Annotated in this window: 20 protein-coding genes; 9 read left to right on the top strand and 11 right to left on the bottom strand. The window is 67.3% G+C overall.

The genetic code is table 11. The features are described 5' to 3' along the window. Window positions 1-31 precede the first annotated feature (31 nt). The gene (locus PW843_13530) at window positions 32-1372 is read right to left on the bottom strand and encodes a glutamine synthetase family protein (protein MDE1147618.1); all 1341 of its coding nucleotides are present in this window, start codon (window positions 1370-1372) and stop codon (window positions 32-34) included. 281 nt (window positions 1373-1653) lie between these two features. Between PW843_13530 and PW843_13525 the strand changes: the two genes are divergently transcribed. Both PW843_13525 and PW843_13520 read left to right on the top strand, forming a co-directional pair. Beyond that, entirely contained in the window at window positions 1654-2373 is a 720-nt protein-coding gene (locus PW843_13525; GenBank protein MDE1147617.1) for a phosphatase PAP2 family protein, read from the top strand. Further along, window positions 2370-3641: an FAD-binding oxidoreductase gene (locus PW843_13520; GenBank protein MDE1147616.1), complete on the top strand. Its 1272-nt coding sequence runs from the start codon at window positions 2370-2372 to the stop codon at window positions 3639-3641. Before PW843_13525 ends, PW843_13520 begins: the two co-directional genes overlap by 4 nt. Before the next feature lie 126 nt (window positions 3642-3767). On the opposite strand, the gene PW843_13515 is transcribed toward PW843_13520, so the two are convergent. After that, on the bottom strand, window positions 3768-4571 hold the full coding sequence (locus tag PW843_13515) for a BglII/BstYI family type II restriction endonuclease (protein MDE1147615.1): 804 nt from the start codon (window positions 4569-4571) through the stop codon (window positions 3768-3770). 1119 nt (window positions 4572-5690) lie between these two features. Between PW843_13515 and PW843_13510 the strand changes: the two genes are divergently transcribed. Further along, window positions 5691-7595 (top strand): nucleoside-diphosphate sugar epimerase/dehydratase, encoded by a 1905-nt coding sequence (locus tag PW843_13510; GenBank protein ID MDE1147614.1) that lies wholly within the window; start codon window positions 5691-5693, stop codon window positions 7593-7595. Window positions 7596-7830: 235 nt separating this feature from the next. Beyond that, the gene (locus tag PW843_13505; GenBank protein ID MDE1147613.1) at window positions 7831-8886 is read left to right on the top strand and encodes an MBL fold metallo-hydrolase; all 1056 of its coding nucleotides are present in this window, start codon (window positions 7831-7833) and stop codon (window positions 8884-8886) included. A 34-nt stretch (window positions 8887-8920) separates the two neighbouring features. Here the strand turns inward: PW843_13505 and PW843_13500 are convergent, their stop codons facing one another. From PW843_13500 to PW843_13485, 4 genes are all read right to left on the bottom strand, one after another. Then, entirely contained in the window at window positions 8921-9424 is a 504-nt protein-coding gene (locus tag PW843_13500; GenBank protein MDE1147612.1) for a hypothetical protein, read from the bottom strand. Between the two features lie 35 nt (window positions 9425-9459). Then, window positions 9460-10638 (bottom strand): M20 family metallopeptidase, encoded by a 1179-nt coding sequence (locus PW843_13495; protein ID MDE1147611.1) that lies wholly within the window; start codon window positions 10636-10638, stop codon window positions 9460-9462. Between the two features lie 284 nt (window positions 10639-10922). Further along, the gene (locus PW843_13490; protein ID MDE1147610.1) at window positions 10923-12248 is read right to left on the bottom strand and encodes an ATP-binding protein; all 1326 of its coding nucleotides are present in this window, start codon (window positions 12246-12248) and stop codon (window positions 10923-10925) included. Further along, entirely contained in the window at window positions 12245-12961 is a 717-nt protein-coding gene (locus PW843_13485; protein MDE1147609.1) for a response regulator, read from the bottom strand. Before PW843_13485 ends, PW843_13490 begins: the two co-directional genes overlap by 4 nt. A 308-nt stretch (window positions 12962-13269) precedes the next feature. Between PW843_13485 and PW843_13480 the strand changes: the two genes are divergently transcribed. Both PW843_13480 and PW843_13475 read left to right on the top strand, forming a co-directional pair. Next, complete coding sequence (locus PW843_13480) at window positions 13270-13539, top strand: hypothetical protein (GenBank protein MDE1147608.1); 270 nt, start codon at window positions 13270-13272, stop codon at window positions 13537-13539. A 207-nt stretch (window positions 13540-13746) separates the two neighbouring features. After that, window positions 13747-15279 carry a PLP-dependent aminotransferase family protein gene (locus PW843_13475; protein ID MDE1147607.1) on the top strand — a complete coding sequence of 511 codons (1533 nt, stop codon included), beginning with the start codon at window positions 13747-13749 and terminating at the stop codon, window positions 15277-15279. A 34-nt stretch (window positions 15280-15313) separates the two neighbouring features. On the opposite strand, the gene PW843_13470 is transcribed toward PW843_13475, so the two are convergent. After that, window positions 15314-15484 carry a hypothetical protein gene (locus PW843_13470; protein ID MDE1147606.1) on the bottom strand — a complete coding sequence of 57 codons (171 nt, stop codon included), beginning with the start codon at window positions 15482-15484 and terminating at the stop codon, window positions 15314-15316. A 167-nt stretch (window positions 15485-15651) separates the two neighbouring features. Here PW843_13470 and hemA point away from each other — a divergent pair, with 167 nt between their 5' ends. Both hemA and PW843_13460 read left to right on the top strand, forming a co-directional pair. Then, complete coding sequence (hemA, locus tag PW843_13465) at window positions 15652-16869, top strand: 5-aminolevulinate synthase (GenBank protein MDE1147605.1); 1218 nt, start codon at window positions 15652-15654, stop codon at window positions 16867-16869. A gap of 115 nt (window positions 16870-16984) precedes the next feature. After that, window positions 16985-17755: an Hpt domain-containing protein gene (locus PW843_13460; protein ID MDE1147604.1), complete on the top strand. Its 771-nt coding sequence runs from the start codon at window positions 16985-16987 to the stop codon at window positions 17753-17755. Between the two features lie 116 nt (window positions 17756-17871). Here PW843_13460 and PW843_13455 read toward each other — a convergent pair whose 3' ends face one another. The 4 genes from PW843_13455 to fusA form a co-directional block, all read right to left on the bottom strand. After that, window positions 17872-18060, bottom strand: coding sequence for a hypothetical protein (locus tag PW843_13455; GenBank protein ID MDE1147603.1), 189 nt, complete (start codon window positions 18058-18060; stop codon window positions 17872-17874). A gap of 40 nt (window positions 18061-18100) precedes the next feature. Then, a complete protein-coding gene (locus PW843_13450; GenBank protein ID MDE1147602.1) occupies window positions 18101-18652 on the bottom strand; it encodes a gamma carbonic anhydrase family protein in 552 nt (183 codons plus the stop codon). Between the two features lie 81 nt (window positions 18653-18733). Beyond that, complete coding sequence (gene argC / locus PW843_13445) at window positions 18734-19777, bottom strand: N-acetyl-gamma-glutamyl-phosphate reductase (protein ID MDE1147601.1); 1044 nt, start codon at window positions 19775-19777, stop codon at window positions 18734-18736. 243 nt (window positions 19778-20020) lie between these two features. Next, the gene (fusA, locus tag PW843_13440) at window positions 20021-22162 is read right to left on the bottom strand and encodes an elongation factor G (GenBank protein ID MDE1147600.1); all 2142 of its coding nucleotides are present in this window, start codon (window positions 22160-22162) and stop codon (window positions 20021-20023) included. Between the two features lie 499 nt (window positions 22163-22661). Between fusA and PW843_13435 the strand changes: the two genes are divergently transcribed. Beyond that, on the top strand, window positions 22662-24791 hold the full coding sequence (locus PW843_13435) for a CHASE3 domain-containing protein (protein ID MDE1147599.1): 2130 nt from the start codon (window positions 22662-22664) through the stop codon (window positions 24789-24791).

Genomic DNA, 24791 nt, shown 5'->3' with positions numbered 1-24791 from the left:
GCCGCGGATGCGGCTGCCGGCGTTTGAGGAATTATACGTTAAGCAACAGGTTTTCCCGCTCCCAGCTGGAGATCACCTGCTGATAGGCCGCGTCCTCCGCCTGCTTCACGGCGGTGATGCTGGCGATGAAGCGTTCGCCGAACAGTTCTTTCAGGGGGCGGCAGGCGTTCAGCTTGGCCAGGGCATCGCCCTGGTGGCGCGGCAGGGTGAAGGCCAGGCGGTGGGCCGTCCCCTTCACCGGTTCCGTCGGTTCCAGTTCGTGGACCATGCCCAGATAGCCGCAGGCCAGGCTGGCGGCGATGGCCAGATAGGGGTTGGCGTCGGCGCCGGCCACGCGGTTCTCCACCCGCCGCGCCTCCGGCGGGCTGAGGGGCACGCGAAAGCCCACGGTGCGGTTGTCGCGACCCCAATGCACATTGATGGGCGCGTCCGATCCCTGCACCAGCCGGCGATAGCTGTTCACGTTGGGCGCCAGCAGGGGCATGGCGCTGGGCAGGTATTTCTGCAGGCCGGCGATGTAGCTCATGAACAGGCCGGTGTCCTCACCATCGGCATGGGCGAACAGGTTGCGACCGGTGTCGGCATCCACCAGCGACTGGTGGACATGCATGGCGCTGCCCGGCTGGTTCTGCATGGGCTTGGCCATGAAGGTGGCGTAGACGTTGTGGCGGATGGCCGCCTCGCGCACCGTGCGTTTGAACAGGAACACCTGGTCGGCCAGGCTCAGCGCGTCGCCATGGTTGAAGTTGATCTCGATCTGGGCGGCACCGGCCTCATGGCTCATGGTGTCGACGTCGATGTCCTGCTTCTCACAGTAATCGTAGACCGCCTCGAAGATGGGGTCGAACTCGTTGACCGCGTCGATGCCGAAGGCCTGGCGCCCGCTTTCCTGCCGGCCGGACCGGCCCACCGGTGGGGTCAGGGGATAGTCCGGGTCCTTGTTCACCGCCACCAGGAAGAATTCCAGCTCCGGCGCCACCAGGGGCTTCCATCCACGCTCGGCATACAGATCCAGCACCCGCTTCAGCAGCCAGCGGGGGGAGATGTCGACATGGCCGCCATCGGCATAGACGCAGTCGCAGATGACGGCCGCCGTCGGCGCCTCATACCAGGGCACGAAACGCACCGACGTGGGGTCCGGCAACATGTAGACGTCGGAATTCTCCGGGCTGGTGATGCCGTTGGGCGGCGTGTCGCCGGTGACGGTCTGGATGAAGACGCTTTCCGGCAGGCGCAGGCCGCGGTCGCGCAGGATGCGCAGGAACTTCTCCGCCGGCACGATCTTGCCCCGGGCGATGCCGGACAGGTCGGGCACCAGGCACTCCACCTCGGTGATGCGGTTGCTGCGGATGAATTCTTCCAGGACGGACATGGGGTCGTGCACCTCGATCAGGCCCCGAGCGCAGTTGGGAAACACACGGCGGCGGGGCTTAAGGTCCGATAAACGGACGGAAATCCAAGGGACCGTCCCATCATAAAGGGGCGGCATTGGGGCGGGCCAGGGCCCAAACCCGGGCGGAGCGCTAGCGCTTGCGGCCTAGGCCCCGCCAGGCATCCACCCCCTCAAAAGGTGAGGCGAAGGGTGCCAGCGGGATGACACCGCGCCAGCCCGGTGCTATCTGCGGACGGGTCACCTGCATTGGAACGCCCCTCATGATCCCCCCGACCCGTGCCCCCCTCTGGCGCGCCCTCACCTGGCTGGCGGCCGGCGGCCTTTTGGCCCTGCTGGCCTGGATGGTGGTGTCGCCCGGCCTGGACCTGGCCATATCCGGCTGGTTCTGGACGGCGGCGAACGGGTTCGCCTGGCGCGCCGATCCCGTCGCCAACGTCCTGCACGAGGCGGTGCAGGTGGGGGCGCGGGTGATGGCCGGGGCGCTGGTGCTGGGCACGGCCTGGACCGCCTGGCGCCATCGCCCGCTGTTCGGGGCCGACGCCCGCGCCTGGACCTTCCTGCTGCTGTCGCTGGCCATCGGCCCCGGCCTGATCGGCAACAGCATCCTGAAGGACCATTGGCATCGCGCCCGGCCCGTCCAGGTGGTGGCGTTTGGCGGCACGGCACCCTACACCCCGCCCCTGCTGCCGGCGCCCAAGGCCAACTGCGGCCGCAACTGCTCCTTCGTGGCGGGGGATCCGGTGCTGGCCTTCTTCCTGCACAGCTTCGCCTATACCGGCCGGCGCCGGCGCACCCTGTTCTGGGGTGGGTTGGCCGTGGGGGCCGGCGTGGGACTGTTGCGCATCGGCATGGGCGGGCACTTCTTCAGCGACGTGATGTACGCCGGCGTCCTGGCGGTGCTGACCAGCGCCGTGCTGCATGCGGCGCTCTACGGGCGCCAGGCGACGGCGGCGCTGTGGCGCGAATGGCTGCCTGGATGACGGGCTTCCCGGACAGCTGGTACGTCCAATCATCCCCGCCCGGCCCCCCGGCCCCGACGCTGCGGGGCGACATCCGTTGCGACGTCTGCGTCGTCGGTGCCGGTTATACCGGCCTGTCCACCGCCCTGACCTTGGCGGAGCGCGGCTACGGCGTGGTCGTTCTGGAAGCGGAACGGGTGGGCTGGGGCGCGTCGGGCCGCAATGGCGGCCAGATGATCAGCGGCTTCAACAAGTCGGTCGGCACCATCGCCCGGCTGGTGGGACGCGACGACGCCCGCCGCCTGTGGCACCTGGCGGAAGAGGCCAAGGCCCTGCTGGTGGACCGGGTACAGCGGCACGCCATCGCCTGCGACCTGCGCTGGGGCTATATCAACGCCACCGCCAAGCCCCGTCACCGTGCCGGCCTGCAGGCCCAGATCGACGAGGCGCGCGCCGTCGGCTACGACCGGATGCGCCTGGTGGAGGGGGCCGCCCTGCGCGCCCTGGTGGCCAGCCCACGCTATGACAGCGGGGTGGAGGATAGCGGCAGCGGCCATCTGCACCCGCTGGCCTATGCCCAGGGGCTGGCGCGCGCGGCCGGGGGCGCTGGCGCCCGCCTGTTCGAGGGCACGCCGGCGCTTGGCATCACCACCGGCGCCACCCCGACGGTGATGACCCCGCACGGCACGGTGCGGGCGAACTTCCTGGTGCTGGCCGGCAACGCCTACCTGGGCGAAGGCTTGGCGCCCCCGCTTGCCCGCACGCTGGTGCCATTGATCACCTATATGCTGGCGACCGAACCGCTGGGCCCGGCGCAAGCCGAGGCGCTGCTGCCCGGCGACCACGCGGTGTCCGACACCAATTACGGCCTGAACTATTTCCGCCGCACCGGCGACCACCGCCTGCTGTTCGGTGGCGGCGCCAGCTTCACCGGCCGGCCGTCGCCGCATGCCCGGGCCAAGCTGGCCGGCGCCATGCATCACTGTTTCCCCCAGTTGGGGAAGGTAGGGATCAGCCATTTCTGGCAGGGCACGGTGGGCATGACGGTCAACCGCCTGCCCCAGGTGGGACGGCTGTCGCCCACCACATATTTCGCGCAAGGCTACAGCGGCCACGGCGTGGCCCTGACCGGCATCTGCGGACGGGTGGTGGCGGAGGCCGTCATGGGCCAGGCGGAACGCTACGACGTCTTCAACCGGATCCCGCGCGACACGTTCGTCGGCCCGCCCTGGCGCGTGCCGGCCCTGGTGCTGGCCAGCCTCTGGTACCGCCTGCGCGACCTGCTTTGACATAAGCGCGACGGAAGCTGAATAGCCCGCGACCGCGAGCGCCGGAGTTTTGCGGGGAGCCGCAGGCGGACTGCAAAACGAGGATGAGGCAAGGCCACGGACGTGGCCGCCCGCCACCTGAGGGCATTAAAAGAAAGGCAGCTCCGCCTCGATTGGCTCCGGTATCGGCGCCTTGGGCATTTCCGACAGTGGGACGTCGAAGGTGACGACGTCGGCCGGAATGCCGATCAGCAGCAGCGGGCACGGGTTGCCCACGCCCCGGTGCACCCGGTCCTCCAGCTTGCGCCAATGGGTGGTGGCCGCCCCGTACTTGTCCTGGCAGAAGGACGCGGCCCAGGCCTCCGCGAAGGACGGCGCGCCACCGGCCAGGCGGCGGCTGACGTCGTCCTGCTGGCGGGTGGTGGGCCGCAGGCCCAGGGCCTGGATGTCGGCATCGGAGGCCAGCCCGCGGCTGTGGGCGAAGCGGCGCACCATGGGCACCATCTCGTCCTGCAGGCTGCGCCCGCGCGTGACGATGACGCCGACGGAAATGACGCCCTCCGCATGCAGGCGCTTGAAGTTCTCAAGGTCGCGATCGAAGAACGGGTCCTTGTTGTTCCATTCGATCTCCAGCGCGATCACGCCCACGCCGGGGACGTCACGCACGTGGTCGACCTCATGGCTGATGGACTCGCGGCGCTTGCCGTTCACCCGCTTCTCGATGGTGAAATGCGCCTTGGCCCAGCCATGATCCGACAGGGCGTGACGCAGGCGCTGCGTGATCTTGGCCTCCCCCCCGCCCGACCCGACGATTTCCGCAATGGGAATCGCCAGGGCACCGATGACCATGTCCAGTTCGGCGATGGCATCGGGGAAATCCACCCCCAGGATGGCCCGCGCATGGGAATGGAATTCCACCTGGAAACCGCGTTCTAGCAGGGTCGGGAACATGACGGATAACGCCGTTAGGTGTGACTTGGGGGAACGGCGCTTGGCACCGCCCCGCCGGGGAGGGCAGACCCTAACCGATCCGGTGCCCATGGCGATACCGGATCAACCGCCACGGCCCCTTCACCGGCCCTATCCCTAAAGATCGTGTCCTTTTTTCCAGGGAATCTGACCGGGAGACGCGTGGCACACGCCTGGGCAAGGCGCGCATACAGGACCAGGAGATGCCCAACCGCCGCCTTTTCCCAATCCGCGTTCAAGCCCAAACCGCGTTCAGGGACGAATCGGCCGCCCCGAGCGGGTTCCCAAGAAAGGTCATTGATGGTGCCAACGTATATGTCGTCCACAAGATGAACCACCTGGGCCCATCAGGGTTATCAACAATTATGCAAGTAAATGCCGCCGTAAACGCGGCACGGCGGAGATCGGCGCGTGACAGTATTCGCGAGAAATGGACATGCAAATCCAAGATGATAGAGAAAAGCCGCCGATCCTGGCCAATCCTTGGAGCCCATGTCTCGGAGCGACTTGCCACGCCCCAGGACATGGGTGCGCATGCGCAGTACAAACGTGACAAACCAGCCGGTCCCGCGGCCTTGCGATCAAAGGCGGCCAAGGTCGCCGGTGCAGGACGGCGAGCGTCTTCAAAGCCTTGCCGACGCGCCCCGCTCATACCAGCCGAGCGGCCCGCAATCCCAGGTATCCCTTCCCTTCTAGCCGGAAAGGACTACCCTCCCGGCGGTGTCGCTACCAAGATTCCCAATAGGTTCATGGCGTTGATCCGACTATCCTGGACAAGTCCCACGGTCCGACACGCGCGGCCCCAGAACGTCGCCGGCGCGCGACGGACGGCGCATTGAAAAGAAGCGCGACTAACGGGGTAGGCATAGGCCAACTCAACTCTTTTTCGCACTTGCAGCAGAGTATCGGATGGTGTCAGGATCGCGTCAGGAGCCTAGAATTACCATGGCGTCATCCGCGAAATTCAGCGGCTGAAAGCTGGAATGTTAATTGAATATAAACAATCAACCGCAGGCTGGAGCCATGCGTAAGATAAAAGAATCACTCGACCTGCCGCTTTTTTTCGATCGGCGGTTCCTTGCATATTTTCATGACATTTTAGTGGCCGGCGTTTCGTTCATCGTCTCGCTGTATCTGCGTGTCGGTGACGGTATCTCTCATTATATCCAGGCGATGGTGCCGGGGGTGGTCGTCTTCACGGTCATCGCCGCCGTCGCTTATCGCGTTTTCGGAATGAACTCCGGGGTCTGGCGTTACGCCTCGCTGCGCGACCTCATGGCCATCGCGCGGGCCGTCACCACCACCATCCTGGTCTTCCTGCTGCTGATGTTCCTGGTGACGCGGCTGGAGGCCCTGCCCCGCTCCGTCCCGCTGATCAACTGGTTCGTGCTGGTGGTCCTGCTGGGGGGGCCGCGTTTGCTGTACCGCCTGGCCAAGGACCGTCGCCTGGCCGGCATCCTGGAAAGCAACGCCCGCGACCGCATCCCCGTGCTGCTGGTCGGCGCCGGGGACGAAGCGGAGATTTTCATCCGCGCCATGGCCACAGACCGTGACGCCGCCTATCGCGTCGTCGGCATCCTGGATGACAAGGGCGGTCGCATCGGCCGCGAGATCCATGGCGTGAAGGTGCTGGGCCGCCTGGCCGAGCTGTCGTCCGTGGTGGGCGAACTGGCCGCCGGCGGCCAATGCCCCCGCCGCCTGATCCTGACCCGCCCCCGCGCCCGCCTATCCGGCACCCGCCTGGGCGCCCTGGTGGAAAAGTGCGAGGCCCTGAACCTGGTCCTGGCCCGCCTGCCCGACCTGACGGACTTCCGCGACGCAGTGAGCGACGGCCCCATGACCGTGCGCCCCATCGTCATTGAGGATCTGCTGGGCCGCCCGCAGGTGGCGCTGGACAAGCGCGCCATCGACGGCCTGGTGGCCGGCCGCACCGTGCTGGTCACCGGTGCCGGCGGGACCATCGGTTCAGAACTGACCCGCCAGATCGCGCAGTTGAAGCCGCGCCGCCTGATCCTGCTGGATCACGGGGAATTCAACCTGTACTCCATCGAGATGGAGATGCGGGAGAATTGCCCGGACCTGGATTGCCGCGCCGTGCTGGCCAATGTGCGCGACCGCAACCGCATCCTGGAAATCTTCCGCGAGGAAACGCCGGAACTGGTGTTCCACGCCGCCGCGCTGAAGCATGTTCCCATGGTGGAACTGAACCCGGTGGAAGGCGTGCTGACCAACGTGCTGGGCACCCGCAACGTGGCCGACGCCGCCATAGCCGCCGGTTCCGCCGCCATGGTGCTGATCTCCACCGACAAGGCGGTCCGTTCCACCAACGTGATGGGCGCCACCAAGCGCATCGCCGAATGTTACTGCCAGGCCCTGGACATCGTCGCCTCCAGCGGTGCCAAGGGTTGGCAGACCCGGTTCATGACCGTGCGCTTCGGCAACGTGTTGGGCTCCACCGGTTCGGTGGTGCCGCTGTTCAGCCGCCAGCTACGCGCCGGCGGCCCGCTGACGGTCACCCACCCGGAGGTGTGCCGTTATTTCATGACGGTGCGCGAGGCGGTGGAACTGGTGCTGCAGGCCTCCGCCTACGGCATGAACGCCGGCCTGGACGACCGTGGCCGCATCTTCGTGCTGGACATGGGCCAGCCGGTGAAGATCGTGGACCTGGCGCGGCAGATGATCCGTCTGGCCGGCCTGCGCCCCGACAAGGACATCAAGATCACCTTCACCGGCCTGCGCCCCGGCGAGAAGCTGTACGAAGAGATGTTCGCCGCCGCCGAGCCGCCGGAACAGACGGCCGCCGAGGGTGTGCTGGTCGCCTCACCGCGTGCCGTCGATCTGGCCATCCTGCGCCGGTCGCTGGATGAACTGGACGCCGTGTGCACCACGGGCGACGCCAGCCGCCTGCAGGCGCTGCTTCACCATATCGTCCCCGATTATCGCCAGTTGGACCCGGTGCCGGTCCCCTCCCCGGCGGAGGAAGGCCCCTTGCCCCATCAGGCGTGACATTCCACGCGCAGAGACGCCAAGCCCGGAGCCCGATGGTTCCGGGCTTTTTCTTTGGAATTCGACCCCGGCGCACCGGTTGGGGTGGATGCGCCTCTGATCACCGTATCTGACCCTAACCGCCACGATTGGACGCATTCCCCTGGGCTGGCGAAACGCTACCCTGTGTCCAAACAGCGGTTGCATATCAGCGACGGACAGGGGCGGCACGCCACCGGACAGGGAGATTGGCTCAGTGATCACAAACGCCTGGAAACGAACGCGCCCGGCCCTGGCCCTGCTGGCCAGCCTGATACCGGCGCTGGCCCTGGCCCAGTCGGCGGCGCCGGCGAACCAGCCCCCGGGCGGCCAGACCACCCAAGGCATGCCCGACGGCGTTCCGGCCAGCCGCATCGTCCTGCTGGGCACGGCGGCGGGCCCCATTCCCCGCCCTGACCGGGCACAGCCGGCGAACCTGCTGCAGGTCGGGGCCAAGACCTATGTCATCGACGTCGGCGACAATGCCGCCCAGCAGATGACCCGGGCGGGCGCGATGGTGGCGCATGTCACCGCCGTGTTCCTGACCCACCTGCACTATGACCATACGCTGGGCCTGGGCGCCCTGATGGCGTTCGGATGGATGAACGGGCGCAACGCCGCGCTGCCGATCTGGGGCCCGCCGGGCACCATCGAACTGGTCAGCCGCACCGCCGCCGCCCTGGACATCTCCGCCAATATCTTCAAGCCTGAGTTGCCGCCACGGCCGGCGCTGGCCTCCCTCTACCCCGCACACGACATCACCCTGGACGGCGACACACCGGTGGAGGTCTACCGCGACGACCAGGTGCGGGTCACGGCCGTGCCCAACACGCATTACGCCACCATGGACCTGCCCGGCCGCTCCTACGGCACCGACCAGTCCTACGCCTACCGCTTCGACACACCGCAGGGATCGGTGGTCTTCACCGGCGACACGGGGCCGTCGGATGCGGTGACCGAACTGGCGAAGGGCGCCGACGTGCTGGTAACGGAAATCATGGATTTGGCCAGCGTGTCCGCCGCCATCACCCAGAGGCTGGGCGCCCGGCAGCTGGACGGCATGCTGAACCACATGCGCAAGGAACATCTGACGGCGGAGGATGTGGGCCGGATGGCCCAGAAAGCGGGCGTGAAGAAGGTGATCCTGACCCATTTCAGCGTGGGCGACGCTTTCCAGCCGGCTGACTTCATCCCCCAGGTCAGGCAGTACTACCCGATGGGCGACATCGTGGCCGGCACCGACCTGGGCGCCTATCCCTTGAGGGGCGACTGAACGGGCAGGACGCGTCACGCGCTCAGGACAAGCTTCAGGGCACCTTGGCGAACCGCACCGGCGCGTCCGTCCAATCGACCAGCACGATGGCATAGGGGCTGGTCAGGCTGCCGTTCGGCATATGGGCCGCCTGGTCGAATTCGCGGAATTCCACCACCAGCAGGTCGCGCATGCCGTCGCGATGCTCCACCCGGGTATTGACGATCTCCACGCCGGCGCCTGAGGAATTGCGGGAACCGGAAAAAACACCCAGCGCCATCAGACGGTCCGGCAGGGTGCCAGGCTCGCGCGTGCCCACCAGATCCCACAGCGATTGCCATTCAGAGGCATTGCGGGCCACCAGGTATGTCGTGCTTTGCGCCCGGCTGAGCGTCCCACGCCATTCCCCCCGGCCGACCAGGCTGGGCGAGGCGGCGGCCGGCACGGAATTGTCGTCCGGCGGCGGATCACCGCCCAGCCAGGCCATGCTGCTGGAGCAGCCGGTGAGCAACAGCGCGGCGGCGACGGCCCCCGCCCGCATCCATGGCGACAGCGTCATGGCCGCCCTCGCCCGTCCAGAGAACCCGGCCCCGGTCATGCCACACGGGGCAGAACGGTTTCGACAAGCGTGGCCCAATAGCTGGCACCCAAGGGCAGAACCTCATCATTGAAGTCGTATCGGGGATTGTGCAGCGTACAGCCCAGGGCGCTGCCGCCCTGGCCCAGCCAGACATAACTGCCCGGCCGAACGTTCAGCATGTAGGAGAAATCCTCTGCCCCCATGCTGGGCCCCAAATCTTCCAGGACGTTATCGGCCCCCACCACCTTGGCCGCCACCTTGGCGGCGATGGCCGAGGGGTCGGCATGATTGATGGTGGGCGGATAGCCGACATAATAGGTCAACGCCCCCTTGGCACCGAACGCCGGCGGCAAGGTGGCGACCAGGTTGCGCAGGCCGTCCTCCAACTGCTGGCGGATTTCAGGGGTCAGCGACCGGATCGTACCGGCCAACTTCACCTCGTTGGGGATGATGTTGTAGGCCGTGCCGGCGTGGATGCGGGTGAAGCTGACGACGCCGCATTCGACCGGGGAGATGTTGCGGCTGACCAGGGTTTGCGCCGCCAATATCAGCTGCGACGCCACCACCACGGGGTCCACCGCCAGATGGGGCTGCGCCGCATGGCCGCCGCGCCCCTGGATGGTGATCTCGAACCGGTCGGCGCCGGCCATCACCGGGCCGCTGCGCACGCCCATCTTGCCGGGCGGCAGTTCCGGCCAGTTGTGCATGCCAAAGACGCTGTCGCAGGGGAAGCGATCGAACAGCCCCTCCTCCACCATGCGCTTGCCGCCACCGGCCCCTTCTTCCGCCGGCTGGAAGATGAAGTTCACCGTGCCGGAGAAGTTACGCGTTTCCGCCAGATAGCGGGCCGCCCCCAGCAGCATGGTGGTATGGCCGTCATGGCCGCAGCCGTGCATCTTGCCCGCCACCTTGGAGGCATGGGCGAAGGTATTCTCCTCCTGCATGGGCAGGGCGTCCATGTCGGCGCGCAAGCCGATGGTCTTGCCGGTGGCCCGGCCCTCGCCCTGCAGCACGCCCACCAGGCCGGTGCCGGCCAGGCCGCGATGCACCTCGATCCCGAATTCACTCAGCTTCGCAGCCACGAAGTCAGAGGTCTGCACCTCCTCGAACGCCACTTCGGGGTTCTCGTGGATGTGGTGCCGCCAGGCCGTCATGTCGGCGTGGAAATCGGCGATGCGGTTCTGGATGGCCATAACGGGATCTCGGGGAAACGGGTGCGCAGCAACGGGTGCACGAATGGGGCTTGGGAAAACGGTCCGGGCCGGCGATGCCCCACCCTTGAGGCGCCGGTCCCGGATCGCAATTGACTGGAACATCATAGCCATGGGCCGGGGACGACTGCCAGTGCGTTCACCCGATCCATTGACCCGAATAAGGATATGGTCGCGGAACCGGTTCGTGGCCAGCCCTCTCCACAGGTGTACCTCGGCCGCGGATCGCCTGGGCTTGGCGGCCCGCGCGGCGCGCCAATTGCGGCCTAAGGGCGCACGATATCCAACGGCAGGTGCATGATGACGCGCAATCCCCCCTCGACCCGGTTTTCCAGTTGGATCTCGCCGCCATGGGCACGGATCACGTCGTTGGTGACCGACAGGCCCAAGCCTGTGCCACCGGTATCGCGCGAGCGCGACGCCTCCAGCCGGTAAAAGGGGCGGAAGACGTTCTCCCATTCGATTTCCGGGATGCCGGGCCCCTGGTCGGTGACGGTGATGGCCACCGTTTCACCCTGGATCGCCACCGTCACCTCGGCGGTGGCGCCATACTTCAGGGCGTTCTCCATCACGTTGGTGAAGGCGCGCTTCAACGCCGTGCGCCGCCCCACCACGCGGACGGGCCCCGATGCCGGGCTGAAGCCCACCGGCTTGCCGGCATCGCGGTAATCCTCCGCCGCGCGGGCCAGCAGCAGGTTCAGGTCCAGCGGCTCCAAGGTTTCCTGCGCCGCCTCGTCCCGGGCGAAGGCCAGGGTGGCGCCGATCATGGATTCCATCTCCCCCAGATCTTCCAGCATCTTCTCGCGCACGCCGTCGTCGTCCACGAATTCGGCGCGCAGGCGCATGCGGGTCAAGGGCGTGCGCAGATCGTGCGACACCGCCGCCAGCATGCGGGTGCGGTCCTCCACGAAGGCGCGCAGGCGGCGTTGCATCTTGTTGAAGGCGGCCGCGGCCAGCCGCACCTCGCGCGGGCCCGACTCATCCAGCGAGGGGGCGTTCATGTCCACGCCCAGCCGGTCGGCGGCGGCGGCGAAACGGCGAAGCGGCCGGGTGGTGAAACCCAGCACCCAGGCGGACAGCAGGATGGCAACGGCGGCACTGCCGGCCAATGAGGCCAGGAAGCCCGGTTCGGACAGGGCGTCGGCCCCCGCCATGGGGATGTGCACGTTCAGCCAGCTGCCGTCGGCCAGCTGATGGCTGGCCATGACGTACTTGGGTTCCGGCGGCGGCGTGGTGATGGTGCCGAACGGCGGCAGGGAGATCATATCGGTGTGGTGGTTGCTCAAGACCGCCGCCGCCGGCGGCTTCTCATAGACATCCAGCGACACGTCCTGGGTGGTGCCGGCGACATTGACCTTGAAGTTGCCGTCCCGCAAACCGGTCAACATCTTGTCGCGAACATCCGTCGGCTGGTGGTCCAGCACGCCGGCGATGCTGGCGAGGCAACCGGCCAGTTGCCCGCTCTGCGCCGCGGCCACCGCCTCCGCCCGATCGGTGCGGTAGAGCCCCAGCGCGATGGCCTGGCTCAACAGGATGCCCCCCACCAGAACCGCGAAGATGGAATAGGACATGCGGTCCGTGACTGCCCTCATGGCGTGGCCACCTCGGCGGAGAAGATGTAACCGCCGGAGCGCACCGTCTTGATGATGGCGGGATCGGCGGGATCGACCTCGATCTTGCGGCGCAGGCGGCTGATCTGCACGTCGATGGACCGATCAAAGGGGCCGGCGGCGCGGCCGCGGGTGATTTCCAGGAGATCATCACGCGACAGCACACGGCGGGGCCGCTGCACCAGGGCCAGCAGCAGCTCATACTCCCCGGCGGTCAGCGCGATTTCCTCCCCCGACGCGGCACTCAGGCGCCGCTGGGCCGGGTCCAGCATGTATCCGGCGAAGCTGAAGGCGCCGGCGGCCGGTGCCGCCCCGTTGGTCGATCCTTGCGACCGGCGCAGCACGGCCTTGATGCGGGCCACCAGTTCACGGGGGTTGAAGGGCTTGGGCAGGTAATCGTCGGCCCCGATCTCCAGCCCCAGGATGCGGTCCGCATCCTCGCCCATCGCCGACAGCATGACGACCGGCGGGCCGGATTCCGCCCGGATGGCGCGGCACAGGGCCAGGCCGTCCTCACCCGGCAGCATCAGGTCCAGGACGATCAAATCGATGTTCCGGTCGGCCAGGAACTTGCGCATCTCCTGCCCGTCGCGGGCGGCGGTCACGCGATAGCCGTGGCGCGTCAAGTAACGGGTCAGAAGATCGCGGATTTCACGGTCGTCGTCGACCACCAGCAAATGAATGTTCTCAGACATCGTCAGTCCCATGTGCGGGCCCGCCAGGCACCGGCACCCCTGTTGAAATCCAGAAAGCCCCGAACCCGGCACGGACAACTGTACCGGCATTCCACGGCGCGTCCGACGCCGATGTTGTAACGACACTGTAAATGCCCGCAAGGGCGGTTACGCACTGTTTCATTCGATGGGCTTCAACGACATCACCTCGAAACAGGCGAATGGTGGGATGGGATGGCCAAAGAACAACGGACAAACACCAGGGCCCCCCAGAACACACGGGGACAAATCACAGGCCCAGGTCCGGCCCCACCCCGAGGAGAACCACCATGAACCGCTTCACCAGCCATTTCGCCGCCTTCGCGACCGCCGCCGTGCTGGCCGGTGCCGCCGCCCCGGCCTTCGCCGACGAGGTCAGCAGCGCCGACGCCCGCAAGGCCGTGCAGGCCTATCTGCAGGACCATGACAAGGCCAATCTGCGCGTCGGCAGCGCCACCCGCAAGGATGAGTATTACACGGTGGACGTCGCCACCGCCGAGGGCATCCACCTGAAGCCGTTCCGCGTCGATGCCGCCACCGGCAAGGTCCTGGACCGCTGAACCGCCGCCGCTGATCCCCCTTCGCGGCCGCCCCAAAGCGGCCGCCTGCCCCGCGAGACCGGTGGTGGTGGCGCCCCTTCCCCGCCGCCGGTTTGAAACGGGATGGCCCGATGGTCGTGTGGCCATCCCTTCGCACCCGGCGGACGGCCCGCAACGCCGTCCGCCGGTTCCCTCCCACGCCTCCCCCACCCCAACCGGAGACGCCCCATGAAAAGCCGACGCGGGCCCCTGCTCACGCTGACGGACGGTGGTGAGGGCGGCTCCCTGCAACAACGCCTGTTCGACCGCCTGCGCCATGCCATCGCCACCGGTGTGGTGGCGCCGGGCGAACGCCTGCCCTCCACCCGCACCCTGGCCCGCGACATGGGCCTGTCGCGCAACACCGCCGTCGCCGCCATCGAGCGCCTGACGGCCGAGGGCTATCTGGAATCCCGCGTCGGGTCGGGCACCTTCGTGGTGGAGAACCTGCCACCCGACTACGCCCCGGCCGAGGCGCGCGCGCCGGCGCCGCGTCCCCGGGCCCAGGGCGGCGCCGACCCGGCGTCGAACGCGTCCGGCCCCGCCGGTCCCACCCTGCCGTTCCGCCCCGGCATCGCCGCCGGCGACCAACTGGATATCGAGGCCTGGCGCCGCGTGCTCAGCCGATCCTGGCGCAGCCTGTCGGCCCGCGCCCTGGAACGGGACTGCGCGCCCGGCTGGCGCCCCCTGCGCGTGGCGTTGGCCGGCTTCCTGGAGGCCAGCCGCGGCCTACGCTGCCACCCCGACCAGATCCTGATCCTGCCCGGCCGCGCCGCCGCCCTGGATCTGGCCGTGGGTCTGGCGGCCGGTCCCGGCGACCGGGTATGGACGGAAGACCCCGGCTGTCCCCTGACCCAGGCCCTGGTCCGCCGGCTGGGCATGGCGCCCGTGCCGGTGCCGGCCGACGCCGACGGCCTGGACCCCAGGATGGGCCAGGCCCTGGCCCCGGACGCGCGCCTGGCCATCGTCACCGCCAATTGCCAGATCCCCCTGGGCACGGTCATGAGCCTGGAACGCCGGCAGGCCCTGCTGGACTGGGCCGCCCGCGCCGACGCCCGCATCATCGAGGATGACGGCGACGGCGGCTTCACCTATGAGACGCGCCCGCCCGCCACGCTGATGAGCCTGGACGGTCCCACGGCCCAGCGCCGCGGCAGCCGCGTCCTGCATATCGGCGGGTTCGAGCGCATCCTCTATCCCGGCCTGCGCATCGCCTATCTGGTGGTGCCGGAAGACCTGCTGGACCGGGCGCTGGAGATGCGCGCCCTGTTCGAGCTGCATGCCCCGGTGGTGGAACAGAGCGCCCTGGCCGAATTCATCGACGAGGGCCACCTGGCCTCGCACCTGCGCCGGTCCCGTCTGACCTATCAGGAACGGCGGGAGACGCTGATCGACGCCGCCAAGCGGCTGTGGAGCGGCGCGCTGACCCTGAGCCCCGGTGCGGCCGGCCTGCAGATGGCGGCGCGGCTGGCCGACGGGCTGGCGCTGAAGACCGCCCCCGGCCTATCGCCGGACATGGCGCTGCGCCAGGCCGCCCGCGCCCGGTCCATCGACGTGACGCCGCTCAGCGGCTTCCACGCGCACGCCGGCCATGGCGCCCAAATGGGCGTCCCCCAAGGCCTGGTGCTGGGGTACGCGGCCTTCACCCCGCCGCTGATCCTGCGGGCGGCCCAGCGCCTGGCCGAAACCCTGGACGCCCACGCGCGCGGCTACGCCTGCTGACGACAGCCGGCGCCGCATGGCCGGACCGTCCCGGTTACGGCGAAATATCGTTGCGGAACATGTTCCGGCGCGCCGCAATTCGACCAAAGACGGGGGCCTTGGGCAATTTGTCCAGTGCTTCTGGGCTTTCCACCCCGGGGGTTTCGGGGTTAAGGTCCATTTGCCCGCCGAATTGATCGATATCAAAGCTGATGGCACGTTCCACTGGCATGGTTCATCTGCTCGGTCGCGGCCCGTCGGCACTTGCCAGCGGGGGCTCGGCTGCCCACTATGAGCACGGAGCCCACGGTGGGTGGTGGTTGTGTCGACCGGTAGCTTGCCGCCGGTCCTTCTATGGCTAGAGGACCGCTCCACGAAGGAGCCATCGGACAGATGGATTACGAAGCCTTTTTCCGCTCCCAGATCGATGGCCTTCGCCGAGAGGGCCGCTATCGCGTGTTCGCGGATCTGGAACGCCGCGTGGGTGAGTTTCCGATCGCCTCCTACTATCCTTCCCCGGATGAGCCGCCGCGCGACGTGACCGTGTGGTGCAGCAACGACTATCTGGGCCAGGGGCAGAACCCGGTGGTGCTGGACGCGATGCGTGAGGCGCTGGCCAAGTCCGGCGCCGGTGCCGGCGGCACCCGCAACATCTCCGGCACCAACCACTATCACGTCCTGCTGGAACGTGAGCTGGCCGACCTACACCACAAGGAAGCGGCCCTGCTGTTCACCTCGGGCTACATCTCGAACGAGGCGTCGCTGTCGACGCTGCCGAAGCTGCTGCCCAACTGCGTGGTGTTCTCCGACTCGCTGAACCATGCCTCGATGATCGAGGGCATCCGTCACAGCGGCGCCGAAAAGCACATCTTTCGCCACAACGATCCGGAACATCTGGACCAGTTGCTGAGCCGCTATCCCGCCAACCGGCCCAAGCTGGTGGCGTTCGAGAGCGTCTATTCCATGGACGGCGACATCGCCCCCATCGATGAGATCTGCGACGTGGCCGACAAGCACGGCGCCATGACCTACCTGGACGAGGTGCACGCCGTCGGCATGTACGGCGCCCGCGGCGCCGGCGTGGCGGAGCGTGACGGCGTGCTGGATCGCCTGACCGTCATTGAGGGCACGCTGGGCAAGGCCTTCGGCCTGATGGGCGGCTACATCACCGGTTCGGCCGCCTTGGTCGACTGCGTGCGCAGCTTTGCCTCCAGCTTCATCTTCACCACCTCCATCGCCCCGGTCATCGCCGCCGGTGCCGCCGCCTCGGTACGCTACCTGAAGGAGCATAACGAGCTGCGGGTGTTGCACCAGGAGCGGGCGGCCACCCTGAAGCGCCTGCTGACGGAAGCCGGCCTGCCGGTCATGCCGTCAGTCAGCCACATCGTGCCCGTGCTGGTGGGCGATCCCCGCCTGTGCAAGCAGGCCAGCGATGATTTGCTGACCAAGCACGACATTTATGTCCAGCCCATCAACTACCCCACCGTCCCCCGCGGGACGGAGCGGCTGCGCATCACCCCCACGCCTTTCCATGGCGACGACCACATGGAACGGCTGGTGGACGCGCTGCTGGACGTGTGGAGCCGGCTGGAACTGCGGAAGGCCGCCTGACGGCAATTTCCTTTGTTGTTCAACCGATACCAATGCACCAACGCGCAGGACGGTCCCCGTCTTGCGCGTTCGCGTATCGGCGGGCTAGATGCCGATAGGGACGCTGAGGAACACGATGGTTGAACAGACTGATTTCGACGACCTTATCGAACAGCTCAAGGTCGAATTCCGCGACGACGTTCATGATCGCCTGGGCGCCCTGTACGAAACGCTGAAGGCCGTCTCCCTGGGACGCACGCCCACCAGCGACGGCCTGCTGGCCATCCGGCGCGACGCCCACAGCCTGCGCGGCTCCGGCACCTCCTTCGGCTTTCCCCTGGTCAGCCTGATCGCCCAGCGTCTGGAAGCCTATCTGAACGGCCTGAAGGACCTCAGCGAGCATCAGGTCGTCGATCTGCACACCTTCGCCGACCGCATCGCCGAGGCGGCCGACCGCGACGACACGCCGGACCTAGCGGCCACCAACGCCGTCATCCGCGCCCTGCCCTCGCGTTACGAATTCGACATCGCCGACATCGAAATCCACGACGTCGACATCATGCTGGTCAGCCCGAACAAGATCGTGGCGCGGCGGGTGGCGGCGGAACTGGCGGCCTGCGGCTTCAAGGTCAACGCCCTGACCGATCCCATCGAGGCCCTGGCCCTGGCCGTGCGCGTGCCGCCCGACATGATCATCGCGTCGGCCGTCATGGACGGGTTGGGCGGCGTCGACCTGATCCGCGCGCTCCGCGCCATCTCCCTGACCGAGGCGGTGCCCATGGCGCTGCTGACCAGCCTGGACGCCGCCAGCCTGAAGGGCATTCCGCCCGAGGTCGCGATGATCCACCTCGGCCCCGACTTCGGCAACGATATCGCCGCCGCCATCACCCGGTTCAATCTGGGGTAAGACCCCAAGCTGTAAGGCCCGGTCAGCGGGCTTTACGGCTGTTCCTGCGCCCCATGCCAAACGCGCAGAATGTAAACGTCGGAATCAGCGGCGATTTCATACACGCCAAATGACGCTCACAGATTCCGCGCCTTTGGCGGCGGTGCGTCAAATCGGCCTTCCGCCAATTCGAGCAGCCATTCCCGCATTTCCGAATGGGGAACGCCCCGCTTGTTCTGCCGCGCCTTTTCCACGGCAGCCGTGAGCGCCACCAATTCAGCGGCGGCTTCATCTTCAAGGCCGGGCGTGGGAAGGGTTTTGCTCATGTCAGAAGGGTGGCACCGTCCATCGGGATTGTCGAGCCCCTCACCCCATCTCACTCATATACTGCCGCGACAGGCGGACGTAGTGCGGCACGGTCAGGGGCAGCGTGGCCTTGTCCTGGTCGGTCAGGGGGCGCAGCAGGCGGGCGGGGCTGCCGCCCCACAGTTCGCCGGCCTTCACCCGCTTGCCGGGCGTGACCAGGGCGCCGGCGGCCACCATGGCGCCGCTTTCCACCACGGCGCCGTCCATGACGCAGGCCTTCATGCCAATGAAGGCGCCGTCCTCGATGACGCAGCCATGCAGCAGGGCCATGTGCCCCACCGTCACATCATCGCCGATGACCGTGGTGAAGCGCAGGTGGGTGCAGTGGACGGTGGTGCCATCCTGGATGTTGGTGCGTTTGCCGATGCGGATCTGGTTCACGTCGCCACGGACGGTGACGTTGAACCACAGGCTGGCCTCCTCCCCGATCTCCACGTCGCCGATGACCACGGCGTTGGCCAGGAAGGCGCTGTCATGGATGCGGGGCAGCACGCCCTTGTAGGGCAGCACGGTGGGCCGGACGGTGGTGAGGGCTTGTTTCACATCGGTCATCGTCGCCTCCGGTTTTTATGCTTCAAAGAAAAAGGCCCGGGTGTCGCGGCCCGGGCCTTTGAACATCGGACCCCGTACTGATTACGGGAACATGGGCGCCTGTTCCAGCCCGCGCTGCTCGGGATAACCCATCATCAGGTTCATGTTCTGGACGGCCTGGCCCGAGGCGCCCTTCACCAGGTTGTCGATGACCGACAGCAGGATGGCGCGGCCGGGCACCCGGTCGGCGAAGACGCCGATCAGGCAATGGTTGCTGCCCCGCACGTGGCGGGTCTGCGGCGCCTGGCCGGCGGGCAGGACACGCACGAAGGTCTCGCCCTGGTAAGCGGCAACCAGGGCGGCACGCAGGTCGTCGGCGGTCACGCCGGGCGCCAGCTTCACATAGATGCTGGACAGGATGCCCCGGCTCATGGGCATCAGGTGGGGGGTGAAGTTCACCACCACCGGCTTGCCCGCCGCCTCGCTCACCCCCTGCTCGATCTCCGGGGCGTGGCGATGGCTGGCGACGCCATAGGCATGGATGCCTTCCGCCACTTCGCCATAGAGGTTGGCCTGCTTGGCATCGCGGCCGGCGCCGGAAACCCCGGACTTGGCGTCGATGATGATGTCGTCAGCCAGGATCAGGCCCTGGCGCAGCAGTGGCAGCAGCGGCAGCTGCGAGGCCGTGGGATAGCAGCCGGGGTTGGCCACCAGGCGGGCACCCTTCACCGCCTCACGGTTGGCCTCCACCAGGCCGTAGACGGCCTCGGCCTGCAAATCCACCGCCTGGTGGGCATGGCCGTACCAGGTGGCATAGGTCTCGACATCGTGCAGGCGGAAGTCCGCCGACAAATCCACCACCTTCAGCCGCCGGGGCAGGCCGGCGATCACTTCCTGCGTCGTGCCATGCGGCAGGGCGCAGAAGACGAAGTCCACGCCGTCCCAGTCCACCTGGTCGATCTTCACCAGGTCCGGCAGATCGTAGCCGCCCAGATGCGGGAAGACCTCGCCCAGTGGCTTGCCGGCCTGTCGCTCCGCCGTCAGGGCCACCAGGCGCACGTCCGCATGACGGACCAGCAGGCGGACCAGTTCCGCGCCGGTATAGCCGGAAGCACCGAGGATGGCGACGCGCAAGGCGGTGGACATGGGATGGATACTCCTTCCGAGGCTACGATGCGAAAAACCGCCAACCGTTGACGGGGCAGATAATCAATCGCGGGCGATAGTGCAACCGGTGGACGCCGGAGGCCAAGGACACCTCGTCCCCCCTGCCATGCGATAATGCGCATGCGCGCCCGATGGCAGCCGTAACGAAAGCCACATACGGAAACGGCCGCCCCAAGAAGGGGCGGCCGCAACCTTGTACTCAAATGTCCGGGAAACCGGGACTTAGGCGGCCTTGCCGCTCTTCGCCACGATTTCGTCGGCCACGTTCTTCGGCACCGGCTCGTAGTGCGAGAACTCCATGGTGTAGGAGCCACGACCCGAGGTCATGCCGCGCAGCTGACCGATGTAACCGAACATTTCGGACAGCGGCACGTGGGATTCCACGGCGATGTTGTGGCCACGCTCAAGCTGGCCCAGCACCGTGCCACGGCGACGGTTGATGTCGCCGATCACGTCGCCCAGGTAGTCGTCGGGAACCACCACTTCGACCTTCATCACCGGCTCCAGCAGGATCGGACCGGCGGTCCGGATGCCTTCGCGGAAGCAGGCCTTGGCGGCGATTTCGAACGTCAGGGCGTTCGAGTCCACTTCGTGGTACTTGCCGTCCAGCAGGGTGGCTTCGAAATCGACCGTCGGGTAGCCGGCGAGGACGCCGTCTTCCTTCTGGACGGTCAGGCCCTTGTCCACCGACGGGACGTATTCGCGCGGCACGGTGCCGCCGACGACCTTATCGGTGAACTTGAAGCCCTCACCGCGCGCCTTCGGCTCGAAGCGGATCTTCACTTCGGCGAACTGGCCCGAACCACCGGTCTGCTTCTTGTGGGTATAGGTGTATTCGACGGTCTTGGTGATCGTCTCACGATAGGCGACCTGCGGCCGGCCCATCACACCTTCCACGCCGAACTCGGTGCGCATACGGTCGAGCGTCACTTCCAAGTGCAGCTCGCCCATGCCGCGCAGCAGGGTCTGGCCGGTGTCGCGGTCCGTTTCCAGACGCAGCGACGGATCCGCGCGGACCATCTTGCCCAGGGCGGCGCCGAACTTGTCCTGGTCGATACGGTTCTTCGGCTCCACCGACACGCTGATGACGGGGTCGGGGAAACGCATGCGCTCCAGCACCACCGGGGCGCTGGCGTCGCACAGGGTGTCACCGGTATCCGTCTCGGCCAGCGAGACGAAGGCCACGATGTCGCCAGCGCGCGCTTCTTCCAGGTCGTTGGCTTCCTTGGCGAACATTTCCACGATACGGCCGATGCGCTCACGCTTGCCGCGGGTGGTGTTCAGCAGGGACGTGCCCTTGGACACAACGCCGGAGTAGACGCGCACGAAGGTCAGCGCGCCGTACTTGTCGTTGATGACCTTGAAGGCCAGGCCGGAGAAGGGCTCGTCGTCCGACGACTTGCGCTCGCCGTTCGGGTTGCCGTCCGGATCCACGGTCTTGATGGCCTCGACTTCCGTCGGGGACGGCAGGTACCAGATCACCGCGTCCAGCAGCTGCTGCACGCCCTTGTTCTTGTACGAGGAACCGCACAGGACGGGGGTGAAGACGCCGCTCAGGGTGCCCTTGCGCAGGCATTCCTTCAGCACGTCGACCGCCGGCTCCTCGCCGCTGTCCAGGTACTGCTCCATGGCCGCGTCGTCCAGCATCAAGCAGGTGTCGATCAGCTCGGCGCGGTACTCGGCGACCTTGCCCAGCAGTTCGCGGTCATAGGCGTTGGTGATCTTCAGCTTGTCGGCCAGGTCGTCGGTGACGTCCCAGATTTCCCACTGGCTGTCCTTTTCCTCGGAGAACCAGACGTAGGCCTTCATCTCCACGAGGTCGATCATGCCGCGGAAGTTGTCTTCCGAGCCTAGCGGCAGCTGGATGATGGCCGGGGTGGCACCCAGGCGCTTGCGGATCATGTCCACGCAGCGGCCGAAGCTGGCGCCCGAACGGTCCATCTTGTTGACGTAGCACATGCGCGGAACGTTGTAGTTGTCCGCCAGACGCCAGTTGGTCTCGGTCTGCGGTTCCACACCGGCCACGCCGTCGAACACCACCACGGCACCGTCGAGCACGCGCAGGGAGCGGTTCACCTCAATGGTGAAGTCCACGTGGCCTGGGGTGTCGATCAGGTTGATCTTCTTGTTCTTCCAGAAGCAGGACACGGCAGCGGACTGAATGGTGATGCCGCGCTTCTGTTCCTGTTCCAGATAGTCGGTCGTCGTCGACGACTTCAGATCCTTGGTGTCATGGATGTCGACGATCGTGTGCTTGCGACCCGTATAGTACAGGATGCGCTCGGTGGTCGTCGTCTTGCCGGCATCGACGTGGGCGATGATGCCGATGTTGCGAATATCGTCCAGCGGTGTGCTGCGGGGCATTAGGGGGCTCCGTCGTCCAACGTCCGGTGCAATGATATGAAGCCGGCGCGGGGGAAGTTCAAAAACGAGCGCGGGCCCCAAAAGGACCCGCACGAAAAAATCCGGGGGGTCGACGGCACGCCGCATTACCTCCCGGGCGGGCGGATATCTAGCGCGTTCCGCCGCCTTTTCCAAGGGCCTCATGCGGCATGTCCCCCCTGACCAGGGGCGATTAACGCGCATGGCAGCCGTACAACCGGGGGCATAGCGCTAAAGTTGCCCGCCAAGGGGCTTTTTCTCACCAAATGCCCCCTTGGCGATTGACGTGAATGGGCGCGGAATCGAGCCTGGATAAGTGGACATCCCTATCCAAAAGGGTTGCCCCGATAGGCAAATATTAACGTTCTGGGGTTAAACTCCTCTCCCAGTCGCCCCCCGGCCGCCCTTGCCCGCCGACGGGGCACCGGGCGGCGATGGAATTAAGACGGCGACCAACACGGCGACACGGCAAGACGGACGGATGACTCAAGATCCCACCACCTGGGTGCGCGAGGAAACGCATCAAAGTCCGTCCCACCCGGCGCCCCACCCGGGTGCACCCTTCCCCGACGCGGCAAGCAACATCCCCATTCCGCCGGACGAGTCCGGCCCGGAGACCGGCCGCCGCGGCCTATCGATTCCCAACCGCCTGTTCCTGGCCTTCGCCACCCTGTTCGTCCTGGTCGCCGCCGTTTCCCTGTGGGGCCTGCGCAAGATTGACGTCATCGTCACCACCACCGGTGCCAGCCAGCAGGCCCTGACCATCATCCAGGCGGCGGAGGCGGTGCGCGCCGCCATGATCGACCAGGAAACGGGCCTGCGCGGCTATATCGTCGCGGGCGACCCCACCTTCCTGGAACCATTGCGGCAGGGATCGCAGGCGGTGGAGAACCGCCTGGCCCGGCTGGAGGCCCTGACCCAGGGCGACAGTGACCAGCAACGGCGCATGGACGAACTGCGCGCCGAGGTCCGCGATTGGCAGAACGGCTACGCCACCCCCACCCTGGCCTTGGCCAGCGCCCCCACGACCCGCGTGACAGCCCGCGACCCCACCCGCGCCCTGAACGGCAAACGCGCCATGGACGCGGTGCGCGCCACCCTGGACGTGATCACCACCGCCCAGAAGACGGCGCTGGATGACGCCCTGATTCGCCAGCGCGACGCGCAAGCCGACGGCCTGTGGGGCATCCTGGCCGGCGGCGGGCTGGTGCTGGCCGCCGCCCTGGGTATCTGGCTGCTGCTGTCGCGCAGCCTGGTGCTGCCCATCGTCGCCCTGACGCGATCGCTGCGGCGCCTGGCGCGGGGACATACCGACGTGGCCATCGCCGGCGCCGGCCGGCGGGATGAACTGGGCACCATGGCGCGCGCCCTGCAGGCGCTGAAGGAACAGGGACAGGAGCGGGAACGCCGGCGGGAGGAGCGCCAGGCCCTGGAACGACGCATGCTGTCCACCGTGCATGAAAGCCGGGAGCGGCTGGACGTCATCCTGAACAGCCTGGCAGACGGCGTCCTGACCATCACCGACAGCGGCGTCATCCTGTCCGCCAACCGCGCCGCCGCCGAGATGCTGGGCCGGGACGTGCGCCAGCTGCTGGGCACCGATGTTGACCTTTTCCTGACCCTGCCCGGCCTGAAGACCGGCGCGGCAGCCGAAGACGGGCGGGAAATGCCGGTGGCGGACGGCGACGCACCGCAAGAGGCCGTGGAAATCATCCCCGGCCGCGCGGCCGGTGCCCTGTGGCTGCCCCTGGCGCTGGAGGGCAACGGCCCGCGTGAGGTCGAGGTGCGCGGCGAGGAGCGGCGCTTCCCGGCGGAGCTGACGGTCACCGTCAGCCAGACGGAGGAACGGCCGCTCTATACACTGGTGCTGCGCGACATCACCCACCGCAAGGAGGTAGAGCGCATGAAGGATGCCTTCATCTCCACCGTCAGCCATGAATTGCGCACGCCGCTGACCTCCATCCACGGCTCCATCCGCCTGGCGCTGGGCCTGCCTGACGCCCTGCCGACGCAGACGCAGAACCTGCTGCGCATCGCCGACCGCAACGCCGAGCGGCTGATCGCCATCGTCAACGACCTGCTGGACATCGAACGCATCGAATCCGGCACCCTGGACCTGAAGTCGGAAAAGCTGGACCTGTCGGAACTGGCGGCGGAGGCGGTGGAAAATCTGCGTCCCCTGGCGGAGGAGCGCACGGTCACCCTGCGCTACAGCGACGGCGGCCCGCTGCCGGTGGTGGGCGACCCGCGCCGCCTGCGCCAGGTGCTGGGCAACCTGATTTCCAACGCCATCAAATATTCCAACCTGGGCGGCATCGTCACCGTCATGGGCGGGGCGGCGGAGGGGCGCATCCGCCTGTCGGTGCACGACACCGGCCCCGGCGTGCCCGACTGGTTCCGGCCGCGCCTGTTCCAGAAGTTCGCCCAGGCCGATTCATCCGACAGCCGGCAGAAGGGCGGCAATGGCCTGGGGCTGTCGATCGTCAAGGCCATCGTGGAACGCCACGGCGGTCATGTCACCCTGAACAGCCACCCCGGCGACACCGAATTCGTCCTCACCCTGCCGCCCGCCCGATCCGAGCCCGGATTCGCGGCCGGACTACCGCACTGA

The sequence above is a fragment of the Azospirillaceae bacterium genome (assembly GCA_028283825.1).
Taxonomy (GTDB): domain Bacteria; phylum Pseudomonadota; class Alphaproteobacteria; order Azospirillales; family Azospirillaceae; genus Nitrospirillum.
Note: the sequence above shows the minus strand (reverse complement) of the source record. Positions and strands in the feature narration are given on the sequence as shown.